This window comes from Enterobacter sp. J49 (assembly GCF_002148625.1).
Classification (GTDB): Bacteria; Pseudomonadota; Gammaproteobacteria; order Enterobacterales; family Enterobacteriaceae; genus Enterobacter; species Enterobacter ludwigii.
Genome location: NZ_MWPY01000033.1, coordinates 201,675 through 218,675 on the forward strand (window position 1 = coordinate 201,675; position 17,001 = coordinate 218,675).

Below are 17,001 nucleotides of genomic sequence, written 5' to 3' on the forward strand. Positions count from 1 at the left end.
TCGCCCTCTCCCGACGGGAAAGGGCGACAGCGTGCTTAGATAACCCCTTGCCCAATCATCGCATCCGCGACCTTCACGAACCCGGCGATATTTGCGCCACGCACGTAGTTGGTTTGCGATGCCTCACCGCCGTACTCGACGCAGGCGTGGTGAATATCCAGCATAATGTGGTGCAGACGCGCATCCACTTTCTCTGCCTTCCAGCCGAGGCGCGCGGCGTTTTGCGCCATCTCCAGGCCAGAGGTCGCCACGCCGCCGGCGTTCGCGGCTTTGCCCGGCGCAAACAGCACGCCGGCCTCAAGGAACAGATCGGTCGCTTCGATGGTGGTTGGCATATTCGCCCCTTCGGCCACGGCCTTCACGCCGTTGGTAATCAGGGTGCGTGCGGCCTCGGTATCCAGTTCGTTCTGGGTCGCACATGGCAGGGCGATATCGACCGGCACGCCCCACGGCTGTTTGCCTTCGAGCCAGGTCAGACCAAATTCACGGGCATAATCCGCCAGACGGCCGTCGCGGCTGGCTTTAATGTCGCACAGGCGAGCCAGCTTCTCGGCCGTAAAACCGGCTTCATCCACCACGGTACCGCGTGAATCTGACGCGGTAACCACGCGGGCACCAAACTGCATTGCTTTCTCAATGGCGTACTGGGCCACGTTACCGGAGCCGGACACCGCCACGCGCATACCTTCAAACCCTAAGCCGTGGCGCTTTAGCATCGCCTCGGTAAAATAGACCAGCCCGTAGCCGGTGGCTTCCGGACGGATCAGGCTGCCGCCAAAGGAGAGCCCTTTGCCCGTAAAGACACAGGCGCTATTATTCGAAAGCTTTTTCATCATGCCGGCCATAAAGCCCACTTCACGCGCACCGACGCCGATATCGCCCGCCGGAACGTCAGTATCGGGACCAAGATGACGATAGAGTTCGGTCATCAGCGCCTGACAGAAACGCATCACTTCGCCTTCGCTTTTGCCTTTCGGATCGAAATCACTGCCGCCTTTCCCGCCGCCCATTGGCAGGGTCGTAAGGGCGTTTTTAAACGTCTGCTCAAAGCCGAGGAATTTTAAAATCGACAGATTCACGGAAGGATGGAAACGCATCCCGCCCTTAAACGGGCCGATGGCGGAATTAAACTGCACGCGCCACGCGCGGTTAACCTGGACCTGATTACGGTCATCTACCCAGGTCACGCGAAACTGGATCACGCGCTCCGGCTCCACGAGGCGCTCAAGCAGTGACATCTGGCGATAACGCGGGTTTTCTTCAAGGAACGGCCACAACGTGGTCATGACTTCACGTACGGCCTGCGCAAACTCACTTTGATGCGGGTCGCGCTGTTGAACATAAGAGAGGAAAGCTTCCAGAGAGCGTGTCTGATCCATAGATATAAGAACCCCTTATATTATTTTATGTATATTGCTTATACGAATTGTGTTGTTTTTTTGACTATACCATCCGTACCGCTTTGTGAAGCAAGCAGAAATGCATGCCGAAAGGGAAATTAATCAGCGGGGCTGCGTCATAACCAAAAGCGATGGCGAGATAAATTAAAGGTTCTGCGCCGGTTTACCGTTATAGTCTTTATCAGGGCACAACAGGAAGATAAGTCTATGAACCGTTACGTGATAGCCGCGTTATGTTTGATGTTTACCGCAGGCGCGCAGGCAGACCGCATTCGCCCGGATGTGGACGTGAATGTGCCGCCGGAGGTGTTCAGCTCCAGCGGCCAGCGAGCGCAGCCGTGTAACCAGTGCTGCATCTATCAGGATCAGAACTATTCGGAAGGGGCGGTGGTAAAAGCGGACGGCATTCTGTTGCAGTGCCAGCGTGATGAACGCACCATTAGCACGAATCCGCTGGTCTGGCGTCGCGTAAAACAATAAACGCCTCCAGCAGCGGGATGTCCGCAGGCGCTAAGTTGAAACCAAATGCGTCTTCGGGCGTACACCACACCAGTGCACTGTGGTAATGCGCCGTCAGCGCGCCGCTGAACGCCGGAACGTGCCAGGCGTGAAGGTTGATTAACCGCTGTGACACCTCACGCTGATGGCTTGCCACATACTCACCTGGCTGCGCGTGGATGCCGAGCTCTTCGTGCAACTCGCGGACAAGCGCCTCGGGCTGCGTCTCACCGGCTTCTACTTTTCCGCCTGCGAATTCCCACATGCCCGGCTGGTCGGCATGAGCCGGGCGCTGGGCCAGTAAAATTTTGTTGTCTTTTTCGATGATTGCCGCAACGACATCGACTGTTTTTAGCATGGTCGTCAATACTAGTTAGCGAAAAACACCATATTATCGTGCCCTTTCTAAGAGTCCAGCCATCAGGAGAATCAGGTGAAAGAGACGTCCACCTGGGTAGATCCCATCGCCACCCTTCCGGTCAGCATAAAACCGATTGCCGCCATGCAGAAAAAACACTTTGGTGCCGTGCTTAACCCCACACGCTGGTGGGGAAGGATGCCACGTCTTTTCTGGCTGGTGGCATTGTTCGTCGGTTTTCTCGAACGTCGTCACGCGCGCCTGTCGCCGGTGCTCCGTTCGCTGTTAATGACCCGGGTATCGCAGCTTTGTCACTGCGCTTTTTGTATTGATGCCAACAGTTTGCGCCTGGCGGAGCGCTCGGGCGCATTGGATAAGGTTCAGGCCGTCAACGCGTGGCGTGATTCCGCTCTTTTTAGCGAAGAGGAGCGTGCAGCGCTGGCCTTTGCCGAGGCTGTCACCGCGACGCCGCCCCGTGTGAATGACGAAATCAAAAGTGAGATCAAACGCCATTTCAGCGAGGACGCGATCGCCGAAATGACGGCGCTGATTGCGTTTCAGAATCTCTCTGCACGCTTTAATGCCGCGCTGGACATCCCGGCGCAGGGGTTATGTGCCACGTTTAAAGAGGATCCCCATGCTTGATCGTCATCTGCACCCGCGGATTAAACCCACGCTCAACCGACTGGTGTCAGTACTGGATAAGCCGGGGATCACGCCTGACGGATTAACCCTGACCGGGTTTGCCATAGGCGTTCTGGCCTTACCGTTTCTGGCCCTCGGCTGGTATCCGGCGGCGCTCGTCGCCATCGTGCTGAATCGCCTGCTGGATGGTCTGGACGGTGCGCTGGCGCGCCGGCGCGGGCTGACGGATGCGGGAGGATTTCTTGATATCGCCCTCGATTTTCTGTTTTACGCGCTGGTTCCCTTCGGATTCGCGCTGGCGGCCCCCGCAGAGAATGCGCTTGCCGCTGGCTGGCTGTTGTTTGCCTTTATCGGTACCGGGAGCAGTTTTCTGGCATTTGCCGCGCTGGCAGCGAAACACAACATCGACAACCCCGGCTACGCGCATAAGTCGTTTTACTATATTGGTGGGTTAACGGAGGGGACGGAGACGATCGCGCTGTTTGTGCTGTGCTGCCTCTTTCCAGCGCACTTCAGCGTGCTGGCGTGGATATTTGGCGCGTTGTGCTGGCTGACCACCACAACGCGCATCTGGAGCGGGTATGTGACGCTGAAGTCACTTACCCGTTAGCGTGAACTTTCTGGCCCACGTTTTCCGCTGGAGACGGGGTTCTGTGGATGACTGCTCCACTCGTACCAGCCGCCGTCATAGACGGCGACATTTTTCCAGCCCATCGCCCGTGCGTACATAAACGTCTCGGACGCACGCCAGCCGGTGCCGCAGTAAAACGCGACGTGCTGTTCCGGCAGGATGTTCCAGGTTTTCCACATGGCGGCGATGTCGTCAGCGCTGCGCATGGTGCCATCCGGATTATGGAAATCTTCCATATGGGTGGCGTCGCTACCGGCATGCCCCCAGCGGGCACCGGCAATCTCACCTTTTGGCTTAATGTAGCTGTAGCCGCTGGTTTCGCCGATGAACTCCGGCCAGGAACGAATGCTGACCAGCGACGCGTCCTGGCGATGCAGCATCCCGCGTGCTTGCGCCATATCCACCATCAACTGCGGCTGGCCGGGGATCGGTGCACCAAAATCGGGGGCGGGCTTCACGTCTTTGGGCATTCCCCGTTCAACCGGCAGACCCGCGTCAGACCAGGCTTTCCAGCCGCCATCAAGAATGCGGACGTCCTTCACGCCCGCATACAGCATGATCTGCGCCACGCGGGCGGCGGCATATACGTCACGGCCATACAGAATGACGGTCGTATCGTGACGGATCCCGTGCTTCGCCAGCATCGCTTTTAGCGTGTCGTCAGAAACTTTATTCCACAGCGGTTCGCTTTCCACTTCGTTGGTATCAATGTAGCCGGCACCGGGAATATGGTTCAGCAGATAAAACTTCGGCGCGCCCCATGCGGCTTCAATGACTTTCCAGTCGCCCGTCGGCGCGGCAGTGACGGGTTTACCCTGCTGAAGCTGGTGGATCCACTCCGGGTAGACGAGTTGTTCAAAGTGCGGCAAACGCTGCAGACGCTCAGGTACCTGCAGGGCATCGTTGAGCACGGAAATCTGGTGGTAACCGGCTTTTTCCAGCCGCGCTTTGACCGCCTGATTATCGGCGTCGCGGCCGTAGAGCGCGATCGTCATGGCCGGCGTAAGCTGGTGCTGTCTGGCCCAGACGGCAATCTGGTCATCGCTCATCGCGCCAAGCCAGGAGGCGGAAAGGTTAAGTGCGGCGGGCTCATGCCCGGAGGGCGCGCTCAGCGTTTGCGGCCAGCCGTTGTAAAACGCGCTGGCGCGGGTGTCGATCACCGCACCGTGTTGTGCCTGAAGTTGAGACAGCGTCATGGCGTGCGGCATATCAGCAGCCAGAGAGGAAAATGAAGCGAGGCCGCACAGCATGGCCAGCGCAGTCAGTTGAGAAACACGTTTCATCGAATAACCTGACGTCAGTAAAAGAGGGGGGCATTGTCGTCTCTCCTGAAAGGTAAAACATTGCGTTAGCACATTATTGCCAGCGAGAAATCTCAATCACTTCGCCGCCCGGGGGCACGTCTTCGTCGTCATGCGTGACCAGAACCACCGGAATATTGCGTGCGCGGGTAGTGTCAAATACCCATGCCCGAAACGAGGCGCGTAACGCATTATCGAGACGGCTGAACGGTTCATCCAGCAGTAACGCCTGCGGCTCTGCAAGCAGGGCACGCAGCAGACTGACCCGGGCACGTTCACCGCCGGAAAGGGTCGCCGGATCGCTGGCGTAATGCCCGGCAAGCCCGGCAGAACCGAGCGCCTGCTCGACCGCTTCCCGCCGCGCTCGTCCGACAATCCGTTCAGGTAATGCCAGCAGCAAATTTTGTCCGACGCTGAAATGGTCAAACAGCAGGGCATCCTGAAAGAGGATCCCCAACCCGCGGGCCTCCACGGGCAGTCCGTCGCAGCGACGTTCATCAAGCCACAGTTCGCCCTGAGCCTGAAAGTCGTCTGACAGTGCGCCCACCATCCAGGCAAAAAGGGTTGATTTTCCGCTGCCGGAAGGGCCCATCAGCGTGACTATTTCGCCGCGTGGCACACAAAAATTGACCTCGCGGAAAAGCGGTTCAATGGTGAGATTGCTGACCTGCAGCATTAACGTAATCCTCGTCGGTAACGGCTTGCGAGCCGGGATAGCAGGGCGGCGAGGGCAAACACGCTCCCCGTGACCAACAGCAACTCCAGCGCCCGGTTAGCCAGAAGCGGAATGCTGCCTCCACTGCTGAGCGCCACGGTTTCAGTGGTCAGCGTCGCAAAACGGCCTGCGCCCAGCCAGAGGGTTGGCATGTATTGCGCCATGCTGACGGAAAACCCGGTCGCGAAAGCCAGCAGCGCCGGGCGTACCAGCAAGGGGCATTTCAGCCAGCAGAAGATTTTTCCCCGCCGCCAGCCGAGCGTTCTGGCGGTAAGGATCAGACGGGGATCGATCCTCTGCCAGGCCGGCTGGAGGACCAACAACATCCACGGTAAAACCCACAGCAGATGGCTCCACAGCACGGCGGCATAGTGCCCGTCGATACCCAGTCGCAACGCGATAACGTATTGCCCAGTAACGAGGGGCAGCGCCGGCAGCGCCAGCGGCAACCACACCCACTGTGTGCCTCGCTGCGGTCCCCACTCAAGCCAGAGAACAATTACCCCCAGCGAAATCAGGCTGGCGAGCAGGCCAAAGGAGAGGCTGGCGCCAACCGCACCGATATCGTCCCGCTGCGCCAGCATGAGCAGCACGACCGCGCAAAGCACCCCGCAGGCGGGCAGAAATCCGCTGAGCAGACGCGCTGGTGGCGCGATAAGCGACATTCGACGGCGTCCGCTCAGATCCGGCAGCGTGCGACGCCAGAGTCTCCATGCGCCGTAACCCAGTGCAGAAAGCGCGGCCAGCAGCAGAAGGAGAAGCAGGCACAGCAGCGTTCCCTTTGTCTGCTGCTGCGCATCGCCCTGACTGAGCCACTGCCACGCCAGTACGGCAAGCGTCGGGGGATTGCCAGGCCCGAGCACCATCGCCACGTCCACAACCGACAGGGACCAGGCCAGCACCGCCAGCATCACCGCGCCAAGAGCTGGCGCGATCGTTGGAAGGATGAGCCAGTTCAGCGCCTGAAAACGCCCGTAGCCGAAGGTATGCAGCACGACCTTTTGCTGCGCAAGGTGTTTTTCCGGCAGGACGGCGTAAAGGGCCCACAGCACAAACGCGCTCTCTTTTACCGCAAGCGTCAGCCCCAGCCCTGCACCGTATCGGTCAAGCGGCGGCGTACAGACGCTACACACCTGATACAACAGGCCCCCTTCGGCAAACAGCAGTAAAGCGCTGGTGGCAAAGGCCACATGAGGAACGGCGAGCAGCCACGGCAGTCGGCTGCTGAGCCGTCGCCAGCGCTCGCCCGGCCACAGGAGGGCCACGATCACCAGAGCGATAAACATCGACCCCAGCGACGCGATAAGCGTTGAGACCAGCGTGGCGACCGTAGCCTGTGGCAGTTGCGGGTCGTTAAGCAGCAACTGCCAGTTGTTCAGCGAGAATGCCGGGGCAAACAGTATGGCGGCGGCGGGGAGCAGCGGCATATAGATGACCGCCATCGCCAGCCAGACGAGCCAGCTCAGCGGGTGCCGTAACGACGCAGCCATTCCTGCTCCAGCGCGTTAACCCAGGCAGCGTGCGGCTCGGGAAGTATTTTCGGCAGCCCTGCCGGCGTATGGGCAGCGAGCTGCTTCGCTTCTTTTTCGGGCAGTGTTTTCGCATCCAGTACGCTCGGGTCTCCCCAGATGGCCGGGTCGGCCTTGCGAATTTGCGCCTGCGGTGAAAGGAGGAAATTGGCGACCACCTTCGCGCCTGCGCTTGCGCTGGCATTCGACGGAATGGCCACAAAATGGACGTTGCCTATCATTCCGTTGTCAAAACCAACGCTGTAGCTGTCGGCAGGCAGTTCACCGCTGGCCACTTTTTGCTGCGCATGTGCCGGGTTAAAGGTCAGGGAGAGATTAAGACTACCGCTGGCAAGCAAGGTATCCATTCTGGCGGGCGAGGGAGGAAAGTCCTCTCCCTTTCGCCACAGCAGCGGGTGTAATTTGTCCAGGTAGTGCCACAGCGGAGCCGTCACCTGGGCAAAGGTGTTATCAGGGGCTTTTTGCAACGCCTCCGGGTGAGCGGTGAGGGTCAGGAGCAACTGTTCCAGAAATGCCGTACCGGTAAAATCGGGCGGGCGTGGGTAGCTGACTTTGCCCGGATGCTGCTGCGCATACGCCAGCAACGCCTGAGGATCGTTTGGGGGCGCAGGCAGGCTTGCGTGGCGGGCAATAAAGGTGAGTTGTGCACCGCCCCACGGGGATTCCGCGCCATCGGTGGGGACAGCAAAATCCTCCATAACCGGTTTACGGGTATCGACATAGCGCCAGTTGGGCAAGGTCTGCGCCCATCCGGTTTGCAGCAGGTTAGCGGCTTTCAGGGTACGGAAGTTCTCACCGTTGACCCATAAGAGGTCGACTGACCCGTTCGTTTTCCGGCCTGCGGCGGCTTCTGTTTGAATACGTTTGACCGCATCGGCGGCATCCGCCAGTGGGACGATTTTAAGGGTTATGTCGTAATGCGTTTTCATCTCACCGCTTACCCACTCGAGGTAGCGGTTTACCGCCCGATCGCCGCCCCAGGCGTTAAACCAGACGGTCTGGCCTTTGGCTTGTTGTTGGATAGCCTGCCAGTTGTCCGCTGCAAACAGCGGGGCTGCCAGCAGCAGACCGCTCAGAAACGTGCAAAAACGCACACGGCGCATAATGCCTCACTTTTTTGATGAAGGGGTAAAACGGGAAAACAGCCAGCGCGTCGCCAGCGGCAATAACCCCAGTAGTGTAAAGGCGAATATCAGTCCCGGCGATAAAATATCGCGAAGCGAATTCACTTTCCCCAGCGCGCGTCCGGCATTCAGAAAGATAATGGTTGCAGGCAGCATGGCGACCTGGCTCACCCACCAGTAGCGACTGACCGCAATACGGGTCAGCCCCATGAGCAGATTCACCAGAAAAAACGGGAACAAGGGCATCAGACGCAGGGCAAAAAGATACCCTGCACCGTCCCGCGCCATACCGGCGTTCACCGTATTCATCTGTGATGTGAATCGCCGCTGTACCCAGTCGCGCAGCAGATAACGGCTGGCAAGCATCGCCAGCGTGGCGCCGAGGGTAGAAGCAAACGAGACCAGCAGGGTGCCTTCCCACAGCGTAAACAGCGCTCCCGCCAGCAGCGTCAGTATCGCCGCACCGGGTATCGACAGGGCGGAGACCAACACGTAGAGGGCGAAAAAGAAAAACGCGCTTTGCCACGGTGCCTGTTCCACGTGCGAGAGGAGCGACTGCTGGTGCGTTTTGATGGTTTCCAGGGAGAGCGTCCCCGGCGGAAGAAAGACGAAGGTCAGAACAAATGCGCCCAGAAGGGCGCACATCAGGAGTATTTTTTGCGTGTTCACACGAGGTTACAGTTTGAATTTCGCCCAGACCGGCGCATGGTCAGACGGTTTTTCCATGCTGCGGATATCGTAGTCGATGCCGGTTTCGATGCAGCGTTCCGCCAGCGGCGGGCTGGCCAGCAGCAGGTCAATACGCAGACCGCGGTTGTCATCAAAGCCTTTTGAGCGGTAGTCAAACCACGAGAAGCGATCCTGCGTTTCCGGGTTGGCGGTGCGGAAAGTATCAACCAGACCCCAGCCGAGCAGGCGTTCCATCCACTCGCGTTCTTCCGGCAGGAAAGAACATTTACCGGTACGCAACCAGCGTTTGCGGTTCTCTTCTCCAATGCCGATATCGAGATCGGTCGGGCTGATATTCATGTCGCCCATGATCAGCACCGGATTCTCTTTTTTCAGTTCGGTGGTCAGGTAATCCTGCAGATCCTGATAAAACTTTGCCTTGGCCGGGAATTTTGTCTCATGGTCGCGGCTCTCACCCTGCGGGAAATACCCGTTAATCACCGTGATATTGCCGAGTGGTGAGGGAATTTCCGCCATGATGATGCGACGCTGCGCTTCGCCATCATCGCCCGGGAAGCCACGACGTACGGAAACCGGCGTCTCTTTGGTCAGCAGCGCCACGCCATAGTGACCTTTCTGTCCGTGATAGAAGACGTTGTAACCGAGCTTCGCCACCTCTTCGAGGGGGAACATATCGTCGTGAACTTTTGTCTCCTGCAGGCCGATCACATCTGGCTGATGTTGCTCAACAATTGCTTCAAGCTGGTGAGGGCGGGCACGCAGGCCGTTGATATTAAAAGAGACAAATTTCATAGTCGCTGCCAATGCAAGGTGAATAGTGCATGGATGGTAGCAGAATTTGCGTTAACTGTTACGGGGTTCGACCAATAACTGCGACAGATCATGCCAACGGTGCAATATTTGCACCATTCTGACGCGCATTGCCCCCCAATAGGGCGTAAAGAACCGATAAATTTCGCGAGCGATCACAATTCCAGAATTATATTTGGCTTCTGCATACTCTTTCTTATTTTCGTGCGGCAAAGCGCCGCTTGTCGTAAAAATATTCACTTTTTATGCAATAACAGTGAATAACTCCATATCGTAACTTATTGATATTCTGTAACCCTAACCCGTTTATGCATTTTTATCGCTGGCTGGCACGAAGGCTGCAATCTACATTCACAGTGCAAACACTCAATTATTTAACATCTAAATAACCTTTTATTTACCGGATGAGGTCGCTATGTCTCAGTCAATTACGCGTGAAAATTTCGATGAATGGATAATGCCGGTTTACGCTCCGGCGGCTTTTATTCCGGTACGGGGGGAAGGCTCACGCCTGTGGGATCAACAGGGCAAAGAGTATATCGACTTTGCAGGCGGGATTGCGGTAAACGCGCTGGGCCACGCGCACCCTGCACTGCGTCAGGCGTTAAACGACCAGGCGGCGAAGTTCTGGCATACCGGTAACGGTTTTACCAACGAGCCCGCTCTGCGACTGGCGAAAAAGCTGATCGACGCAACGTTTGCCGAAAAAGTCTTTTTCTGTAACTCAGGTGCGGAAGCAAACGAAGCTGCCCTGAAGCTGGCACGCAAATATGCACACGATAAATTTGGCGTTCATAAGAGCGGCATTGTGGCGTTTAAAAACGCGTTCCATGGCCGCACGCTCTTTACCGTCAGCGCCGGCGGTCAGCCGTCATACTCGCAGGATTTTGCGCCACTGCCGCCGGATATTCGTCACGGCGTGTATAACGATCTGCAGTCCGCCAGCGAGCTTATTAACGACACCACCTGTGCGGTGATCGTCGAGCCTATGCAGGGTGAGGGCGGGGTCCTTCCGGCGCAAAAAGCGTTCCTGCAGGGGCTGCGTGAGCTGTGCGATCGTCATCACGCGGTGCTTATTTTCGATGAAGTCCAGACGGGTGTGGGGCGTACCGGTGAGCTGTATGCCTATATGCACTACGGCGTAACGCCGGACGTGCTCTCTACGGCGAAAGCGCTGGGCGGCGGCTTCCCGATTGGCGCCATGCTGACCACTGATAAATTCGCCAGCGTAATGACCGTGGGTACGCATGGTACAACGTACGGGGGTAACCCGCTGGCTACCGCCGTGGCCGGACAGGTTCTCGACATCATTAACACGCCGGAAGTGCTCAAGGGCGTTAAACAACGTCATGACTGGTTTGTTGAGCGCCTGAACGCCATCAACAGCAAGACGGGACTGTTTAAAGAGATCCGCGGTCTGGGTCTGTTAATTGGCTGCGAACTCACACCTGAGTTTGCCGGAAAAGCTAAACTTATTTCACAGGAAGCGGCAAAAATGGGCGTGATGGTACTGATTGCCGGTGCCAACGTGGTGCGTTTTGCCCCTGCGCTGATTGTCAGCGAGGAAGAGGTGAGAACCGGTTTAGACCGTTTTGCACTGGCCTGTGAACATGTGAAGTCCGGGGTGTCATCATGATGGTCATCCGTCCCGTTGAGCGCGGCGATATCGCCGGGCTCATGCAGCTTGCCGGTAAGACGGGAGGCGGGCTGACCTCGCTTCCTGCCGATGAAAAAACGCTGTCGGCGCGCATTGAGCGCGCCCTGCAAACCTGGCAGGGGACGTTGCCAAAAAGCGAACAGGGTTATGTGTTCGTTCTCGAAGACACCGACACCGGTAGCGTGGCCGGCATTTGCGCAATCGAAGTGGCCGTCGGGCTTAACGACCCGTGGTACAACTACCGTGTCGGTACGATGGTTCACGCCTCAAAAGAGCTGAACGTCTATAACGCGCTGCCCACGCTTTTTCTCTGTAATGACCACACGGGAGCCAGCGAGCTTTGCACGCTGTTCCTCGATCCTGCGTGGCGAAAAGAGGGCAACGGTTATCTGCTCTCCAAGTCGCGCTTCATGTTTATGGCCGCGTTCCGCGATCGTTTTAACGAAAAGGTCGTCGCCGAGATGCGCGGCGTAATCGACGACACCGGCTATTCACCTTTCTGGGAGAGCCTCGGCGAGCGCTTCTTCTCGATGGAGTTCAGCCGCGCGGACTATCTGTGCGGCACCGGGCAGAAAGCGTTTATCGCCGAACTGATGCCGAAACACCCCATCTATACCCATTTCTTAAGCCCCGGGGCGCAGGCGGTGATTGGCGAAGTGCACCCGCAAACCGCGCCTGCCCGGGCGGTGCTGGAAAAAGAGGGTTTCCGCTACCGTAACTATGTGGACATCTTTGACGGCGGACCCACCCTGGAGTGCGATATCGACCGCGTGCGTGCGATCCGTAAAAGCCGGCTGGTTGAGGTTTCCGAAGGCCAGCCTGCACCGGGTGAGTGGCCGGCATGTCTGGTGGCTAACGAGCAGTACAACAATTTCCGCGCCATGCTGGTGCGAACCAACCCGAAATGTGAACGTCTGGTGCTGACGGCCGCGCAACTGGATGCCCTGAAATGTAACGCCGGCGACACGGTTCGCCTGGTGCGTCTCTGCCCTGAGGAGAAAACAGCATGACTTTATGGATCAACGGTGACTGGGTCACGGGCGAAGGCGAGCCGCGCATAAAGACCAATCCGGTCGGACAAGAAGTGCTCTGGAAGGGAAATGACGCCAGCGCCGGACAGGTCGAACAGGCCTGTCACGCTGCCCGTCGCGCTTTCCCGGGATGGGCGAAACAACCGTTCTCCGTACGTCAGGGAATAGTCGAGAAATTTGCATCACTGCTGGAGGCCAATAAAGCCGAATTGACGCGCGTTATCGCTCAGGAAACCAGCAAGCCGCGCTGGGAGGCGGCCACGGAAGTGACGGCGATGATCAATAAAATCGCCATTTCGGTGAAGGCGTACCATACCCGTACCGGCGAGCAACATACCGATATGCCTGACGGTGCGGCCACGCTGCGCCACCGTCCGCACGGCGTGCTGGCGGTATTTGGCCCCTATAACTTCCCGGGGCATCTGCCGAACGGGCATATCGTGCCCGCGCTGCTGGCGGGCAATAGCGTGATTTTCAAGCCGAGTGAGTTAACGCCACTGTCCGGTGAGGTGGTGGTGAAGCTCTGGGAACAGGCTGGTCTGCCGCACGGGGTGCTCAACCTGGTGCAGGGGGGACGTGAAACCGGCCAGGCCCTGAGTACGTTGAGTGATATCGACGGCCTGCTGTTTACCGGCAGCGCCGGAACAGGCTATCAACTGCATCGCCAGCTGGCGGGGCAGCCGGAAAAAATTCTCGCGCTGGAGATGGGCGGTAACAACCCGCTGATCGTTGAAGATCCTGATGATATCGACGCGGCGGTGCATTTGACCCTCCAGTCAGCGTTTATTACCGCCGGACAGCGCTGCACCTGCGCGCGTCGTCTGCTGGTGAAACGGGGTGCACAGGGCGATGCCTTCCTCGCGCGGCTGGTGGAAATCAGCGCGCGTCTGGTGCCTGCGCAGTGGGATGCCGACCCACAGCCATTTATTGGGGGGCTGATTTCCGAGCAGGCCGCGCTGAACGTGCTGAAAGCCTGGCAGGATCACGTGGCGCGCGGGGCGAAAACCCTGCTTGAGCCAAAGCAAATCAAGCCCGGAACATCGCTCCTGACGCCGGGCATTCTTGAGATGAGTGGCGCACGCAACGTGCCGGATGAAGAGGTCTTTGGCCCGCTGCTCTGCGTCTGGCGTTATGACGATTTTGACAGTGCCATTGAGATGGCCAATCACACCCGCTATGGACTGTCGAGCGGTCTGATTTCCCCACATCGTGAGAAATTTGATCAGCTGCTGCTCGAAGCACGCGCCGGGATTGTGAACTGGAATAAACCGCTTACCGGTGCGGCGAGTACGGCACCGTTTGGCGGGGTAGGCGCTTCGGGTAACCACCGCGCCAGCGCATGGTATGCCGCAGATTACTGCGCGTGGCCGATGGCGAGCCTGGAAACGCCTGCGCTGACGCTGCCGGAAACGCTGAGTCCGGGGCTGGATTTTACTCAGGGGGATCGTCATGAAAGCGCGTGAAGTCAACTTTGACGGGCTGGTGGGGCTAACGCACCACTATGCCGGCCTCTCATTTGGTAATGAAGCCTCGACGAAGCACCGTTTTCAGGTCTCTAACCCGAAACTGGCAGCGAAGCAGGGGCTGCTGAAAATGAAAGCCTTGTCGGATGCCGGTTTCCCGCAGGCGGTGATCCCGCCGCAGGAGCGTCCGAACGTGGCGGTGTTACGTCAGCTCGGCTTTAGCGGCAGCGATGAGCAGGTTATCGAAAAAGCGGGTACGCAGACGCCGCACCTGCTTTCAGCGGCGAGCTCTGCCTCGTCGATGTGGGTGGCAAACGCTGCTACCGTTGCACCGTCGGCCGATACGCTGGATGGCAAAGTACATTTAACGGTGGCGAACCTGAATAACAAATTCCATCGTGCTACCGAAGCGGAGACGACCGAGCGCGTTCTGCGTGCGATTTTCCGTGATGAGGCTCACTTTGAGGTCCATCAGGCGTTGCCACAGGTGGCCATGTTCGGGGATGAAGGAGCGGCAAACCATAACCGTCTTGGGGGGGATTATGGCGATCCCGGCGTACAGCTGTTCATTTACGGGCGAGAAGAGGGCGGCCATTCGGCGCCTGTCCGTTATCCCGCCCGCCAGACGCTGGCGGCAAGCCAGGCCGTCGCGCGGCTGAACCAGGTGAATCCCTCACAGGTGATTTTTGCTCAGCAGAACCCGCAGGTGATTGACCAGGGGGTTTTCCACAATGACGTCATTGCCGTCTCTAACCGCCAGGTGCTGTTCTGCCATGAGCAGGCGTTTGCCCATCAGGAGAAGCTGCTCGCTACGCTGCATGAGCGGGTGCCGGGGTTTATGCCGATTCAGGTGCCGACCCAGGCGGTCAGCGTGCAGGACGCGGTTGAAACTTACCTCTTTAATAGCCAGCTGTTGAGCCGTGAGGACGGCAGCATGATGCTGGTGCTGCCGCAAGAGTCGCAGGACCATAAAGGGGTGTGGCGTTATCTGTCTGAACTGGTGAAAGCCGATAACCCGATCGATGAATTGCGCGTCTTTGACCTGCGCGAAAGCATGGCCAACGGCGGCGGTCCGGCCTGTTTACGCCTGCGCGTAGTGCTGACGCAGAACGAAATGCAGGCTGTTAATCCAGCCGTGATGATGAATGAGACGCTGTTTAACTCCCTGAATGACTGGGTGGATCGTTACTATCGCGACAGATTAACGCAGGCCGATCTGGTCGACCCTCAGCTACTGCGTGAAGGGCGTGAGGCACTGGACGCGTTAACAACAATCCTGCAGTTGGGAACGGTTTATCCGTTCCAGCGCTAAAGGAGTGGCTATGGAAAATTTACTGGCGTTGACACTGGCCGATGAAACGCCCGAACAGCGTGAGGGGGAGGGCCCCTCATTTCACTGGCGGTGGCTGGGTCGCGGCGTCCTTGAACTGACACCGGCCGCGAAGAGTGAGTTATCGCTGCTGCTTTCAACCGGCATCCATGGTAATGAAACCGCGCCGGTTGAAATTGTCGACCTGCTGCTTCGCGCGTTGTATCGGGGAGATATCACCCTGCAGTGCCGTCTGCTGGTGGTGCTTGGCAACCCGCCAGCGCTGGCGCAAAACAAACGTTATCTTGAGAGCGACCTTAACCGCATGTTTGGCGGCCGCTGGTCACAGTTTGTGCCGGGCGATGAAACGTCGCGGGCGCAGTGGCTTGAGCACGTGGTTGCCACATTTTTCGCCGCGGCCGGTCCCGTGCGCTGGCATCTCGACCTGCATACGGCAATTCGCGCCTCTTATCATGTGCGCTTTGGTGTTCTGCCCCAGCGTAACCAGCCGTGGGATGAGGCGTTTCTGAGCTGGCTGGGCGACGCCGGGCTGGAGGCTCTGGTGTTTCATCAGTCGCCGGGGGGCACATTTACCCATTTCACCTGTGAGCATTTCGGCGCGCTGGCCTGCACGCTGGAGCTGGGAAAAGCGCTACCGTTTGGCCAGAACGATCTCACGCGCTTCGCGCCAACACATCTTGCGCTTCGCGCGCTGCTCGGGGGATTGGCACCCGAGCCAACGCAACAGACTGTCGTGCGTTATCGGGTCGTACAGCAGATCACTCGCCGCAGCGAGGCCTTCCGGCTGCATATGGCCGCCCACACGCTGAACTTCACCCCTTTTCGCAAAGGCGTTCTGCTGGCGGAAGATGGCGACGAGCGTTACGAGGTGCAGAAAACCACTGAATATATTCTGTTCCCTAATCCATCAGTAGCGTTTGGCCTGCGCGCCGGGCTGATGCTGGAAAAAGTGTCCTGAACATCTCCCCTCTCATTGCCTGAGAGGGGAACGTCAAAATATTTTTCTTAGCGATTAAAGCGCAATGACAACTATTGCAGAATATTCCTGGTGAATTGCTTTATTATTGGTCTTCACTTCGCTATACTTTTTTAAATTGCTTTGAAAATCATCAACTTGAATATTTTCGTTGCAACTCTCCATCCTTTATCCTTAATTCCTCCACATTTGGCGGTAATTTGTTTTTTACACTTTCATTGTTTTACTGTTGCTCTGATTAATTGACGATAAACCCCGTAAAGTTAATCTCGTCAACACGGCATAGCGCCGAAGAATAACTGAAAGTAAGGAAATAAATTATGCGTAAGTTTACTGCACTGTTTGTTGCTTCTACCCTGGCTCTGGGCGCTACCAGCATGGCGTTCGCTGCAGATACCGCGACCACCACCACTGCCGCGCCTGTCGAAGGCAAAATGATGATGCATCATAAAGGCAAGCCGGGTATGCACCACGAGATGATGATGTTTAAAGATCTGAACCTGACGGATGCACAGAAACAGCAGGTCCGCGACATCATGAAAAGCCAGCGCGACCAGATGAAACGTCCGTCACTGGACGAACGCCGCGCGATGCATGACATCATCGCCAGCGACAGCTTCGATAAAGCAAAAGCCGAAGCGCAGATCGACAAAATGGCTGAGCAGCATAAAGCCCGCATGCTGGCGCATATGGAAACCCAGAACAAGATCTACAACATTCTGACGCCGGAACAGAAAAAACAATTTAATGCCAATTTTGAGAAGCGTCTGACAGAACGTCCAGCAATGGAAGGTAAAATGCCAGCACTAACCGAATAATCGGTTCAACATCTTAAGACCGCCG

17 protein-coding genes are annotated in these 17,001 nt (G+C 57.6%); 9 read left to right on the top strand and 8 right to left on the bottom strand.

Translation table 11 applies throughout. From position 1 onward, the window contains the following. Positions 1-35 precede the first annotated feature (35 nt). The gene (gene gdhA / locus BJP35_RS13780; protein ID WP_032677955.1) at positions 36-1,379 is read right to left on the bottom strand and encodes an NADP-specific glutamate dehydrogenase; all 1,344 of its coding nucleotides are present in this window, start codon (positions 1,377-1,379) and stop codon (positions 36-38) included. Positions 1,380-1,607: 228 nt separating this feature from the next. Between gdhA and BJP35_RS13785 the strand changes: the two genes are divergently transcribed. Further along, on the top strand, positions 1,608-1,880 hold the full coding sequence (locus tag BJP35_RS13785; RefSeq protein WP_014169653.1) for a YnjH family protein: 273 nt from the start codon (positions 1,608-1,610) through the stop codon (positions 1,878-1,880). Here BJP35_RS13785 and BJP35_RS13790 read toward each other — a convergent pair. Next, positions 1,840-2,256 carry a pyrimidine (deoxy)nucleoside triphosphate diphosphatase gene (locus BJP35_RS13790; protein WP_025204417.1) on the bottom strand — a complete coding sequence of 139 codons (417 nt, stop codon included), beginning with the start codon at positions 2,254-2,256 and terminating at the stop codon, positions 1,840-1,842. The genes BJP35_RS13785 and BJP35_RS13790 overlap by 41 nt on opposite strands. Positions 2,257-2,331: 75 nt before the next feature. On the opposite strand from BJP35_RS13790, the gene BJP35_RS13795 reads away from it, so the two are divergent. Both BJP35_RS13795 and BJP35_RS13800 read left to right on the top strand, forming a co-directional pair. Continuing rightward, the gene (locus tag BJP35_RS13795; protein ID WP_086463332.1) at positions 2,332-2,901 is read left to right on the top strand and encodes a carboxymuconolactone decarboxylase family protein; all 570 of its coding nucleotides are present in this window, start codon (positions 2,332-2,334) and stop codon (positions 2,899-2,901) included. Continuing rightward, positions 2,894-3,511, top strand: coding sequence for a CDP-alcohol phosphatidyltransferase family protein (locus BJP35_RS13800; protein WP_032677958.1), 618 nt, complete (start codon positions 2,894-2,896; stop codon positions 3,509-3,511). The genes BJP35_RS13795 and BJP35_RS13800 overlap by 8 nt, the downstream gene beginning before the upstream one ends. Here BJP35_RS13800 and BJP35_RS13805 read toward each other — a convergent pair. The 6 genes from BJP35_RS13805 to xthA all read right to left on the bottom strand — a co-directional run bounded on the left by BJP35_RS13805 (position 3,508) and on the right by xthA (position 9,683). Further along, positions 3,508-4,815, bottom strand: a complete 1,308-nt coding sequence (locus BJP35_RS13805; RefSeq protein ID WP_032681220.1) for a rhodanese-like domain-containing protein — start codon at positions 4,813-4,815, stop codon at positions 3,508-3,510. The two genes, BJP35_RS13800 and BJP35_RS13805, sit on opposite strands and share 4 nt — an antisense overlap. Positions 4,816-4,888: 73 nt before the next feature. Further along, the gene (locus BJP35_RS13810) at positions 4,889-5,509 is read right to left on the bottom strand and encodes an ATP-binding cassette domain-containing protein (RefSeq protein WP_047744471.1); all 621 of its coding nucleotides are present in this window, start codon (positions 5,507-5,509) and stop codon (positions 4,889-4,891) included. After that, positions 5,509-7,038 carry a thiamine ABC transporter permease gene (locus tag BJP35_RS13815; RefSeq protein WP_086463333.1) on the bottom strand — a complete coding sequence of 510 codons (1,530 nt, stop codon included), beginning with the start codon at positions 7,036-7,038 and terminating at the stop codon, positions 5,509-5,511. Before BJP35_RS13815 ends, BJP35_RS13810 begins: the two co-directional genes overlap by 1 nt. Beyond that, complete coding sequence (locus BJP35_RS13820) at positions 7,011-8,171, bottom strand: ABC transporter substrate-binding protein (RefSeq protein WP_032679673.1); 1,161 nt, start codon at positions 8,169-8,171, stop codon at positions 7,011-7,013. The genes BJP35_RS13815 and BJP35_RS13820 overlap by 28 nt, the downstream gene beginning before the upstream one ends. Before the next feature lie 15 nt (positions 8,172-8,186). After that, on the bottom strand, positions 8,187-8,870 hold the full coding sequence (locus BJP35_RS13825) for a TVP38/TMEM64 family protein (protein WP_025204411.1): 684 nt from the start codon (positions 8,868-8,870) through the stop codon (positions 8,187-8,189). A gap of 6 nt (positions 8,871-8,876) precedes the next feature. After that, positions 8,877-9,683 carry an exodeoxyribonuclease III gene (xthA, locus tag BJP35_RS13830; RefSeq protein ID WP_020884424.1) on the bottom strand — a complete coding sequence of 269 codons (807 nt, stop codon included), beginning with the start codon at positions 9,681-9,683 and terminating at the stop codon, positions 8,877-8,879. A 433-nt stretch (positions 9,684-10,116) separates the two neighbouring features. Between xthA and BJP35_RS13835 the strand changes: the two genes are divergently transcribed. The 6 genes from BJP35_RS13835 (at position 10,117) to spy (ending at position 16,976) form a co-directional block, all read left to right on the top strand. Further along, the gene (locus BJP35_RS13835; protein WP_047744475.1) at positions 10,117-11,337 is read left to right on the top strand and encodes an aspartate aminotransferase family protein; all 1,221 of its coding nucleotides are present in this window, start codon (positions 10,117-10,119) and stop codon (positions 11,335-11,337) included. Further along, positions 11,334-12,368: an arginine N-succinyltransferase gene (gene astA / locus BJP35_RS13840; RefSeq protein ID WP_086463334.1), complete on the top strand. Its 1,035-nt coding sequence runs from the start codon at positions 11,334-11,336 to the stop codon at positions 12,366-12,368. The genes BJP35_RS13835 and astA overlap by 4 nt, the downstream gene beginning before the upstream one ends. Further along, entirely contained in the window at positions 12,365-13,852 is a 1,488-nt protein-coding gene (astD, locus tag BJP35_RS13845) for a succinylglutamate-semialdehyde dehydrogenase (protein ID WP_047744479.1), read from the top strand. Before astA ends, astD begins: the two co-directional genes overlap by 4 nt. Then, positions 13,839-15,164: an N-succinylarginine dihydrolase gene (gene astB / locus BJP35_RS13850; protein ID WP_040017243.1), complete on the top strand. Its 1,326-nt coding sequence runs from the start codon at positions 13,839-13,841 to the stop codon at positions 15,162-15,164. Before astD ends, astB begins: the two co-directional genes overlap by 14 nt. A 10-nt stretch (positions 15,165-15,174) precedes the next feature. Beyond that, positions 15,175-16,140, top strand: coding sequence for a succinylglutamate desuccinylase (gene astE, locus BJP35_RS13855; RefSeq protein WP_047744481.1), 966 nt, complete (start codon positions 15,175-15,177; stop codon positions 16,138-16,140). Between the two features lie 338 nt (positions 16,141-16,478). Then, positions 16,479-16,976 carry an ATP-independent periplasmic protein-refolding chaperone Spy gene (gene spy, locus BJP35_RS13860; RefSeq protein WP_047744483.1) on the top strand — a complete coding sequence of 166 codons (498 nt, stop codon included), beginning with the start codon at positions 16,479-16,481 and terminating at the stop codon, positions 16,974-16,976. The last annotated feature ends 25 nt before the right edge of the window (positions 16,977-17,001 follow it).

What these genes read in the sequence shown, in the direction of transcription:
- gdhA (WP_032677955.1), bottom strand. Translation starts at nt 1,379, where the DNA reads ATGGATCAGACACGCTCTCTGGAAGCTTTCCTCTCTTATGTTCAACAG.
- BJP35_RS13785 (WP_014169653.1), top strand. Translation starts at nt 1,608, where the DNA reads ATGAACCGTTACGTGATAGCCGCGTTATGTTTGATGTTTACCGCAGGC.
- BJP35_RS13790 (WP_025204417.1), bottom strand. Translation starts at nt 2,256, where the DNA reads ATGCTAAAAACAGTCGATGTCGTTGCGGCAATCATCGAAAAAGACAAC.
- BJP35_RS13800 (WP_032677958.1), top strand. Translation starts at nt 2,894, where the DNA reads ATGCTTGATCGTCATCTGCACCCGCGGATTAAACCCACGCTCAACCGA.
- BJP35_RS13805 (WP_032681220.1), bottom strand. Translation starts at nt 4,815, where the DNA reads ATGAAACGTGTTTCTCAACTGACTGCGCTGGCCATGCTGTGCGGCCTC.
- BJP35_RS13810 (WP_047744471.1), bottom strand. Translation starts at nt 5,509, where the DNA reads ATGCTGCAGGTCAGCAATCTCACCATTGAACCGCTTTTCCGCGAGGTC.
- BJP35_RS13815 (WP_086463333.1), bottom strand. Translation starts at nt 7,038, where the DNA reads ATGGCTGCGTCGTTACGGCACCCGCTGAGCTGGCTCGTCTGGCTGGCG.
- xthA (WP_020884424.1), bottom strand. Translation starts at nt 9,683, where the DNA reads ATGAAATTTGTCTCTTTTAATATCAACGGCCTGCGTGCCCGCCCTCAC.
- BJP35_RS13835 (WP_047744475.1), top strand. Translation starts at nt 10,117, where the DNA reads ATGTCTCAGTCAATTACGCGTGAAAATTTCGATGAATGGATAATGCCG.
- astA (WP_086463334.1), top strand. Translation starts at nt 11,334, where the DNA reads ATGATGGTCATCCGTCCCGTTGAGCGCGGCGATATCGCCGGGCTCATG.
- astD (WP_047744479.1), top strand. Translation starts at nt 12,365, where the DNA reads ATGACTTTATGGATCAACGGTGACTGGGTCACGGGCGAAGGCGAGCCG.
- astB (WP_040017243.1), top strand. Translation starts at nt 13,839, where the DNA reads ATGAAAGCGCGTGAAGTCAACTTTGACGGGCTGGTGGGGCTAACGCAC.
- astE (WP_047744481.1), top strand. Translation starts at nt 15,175, where the DNA reads ATGGAAAATTTACTGGCGTTGACACTGGCCGATGAAACGCCCGAACAG.
- spy (WP_047744483.1), top strand. Translation starts at nt 16,479, where the DNA reads ATGCGTAAGTTTACTGCACTGTTTGTTGCTTCTACCCTGGCTCTGGGC.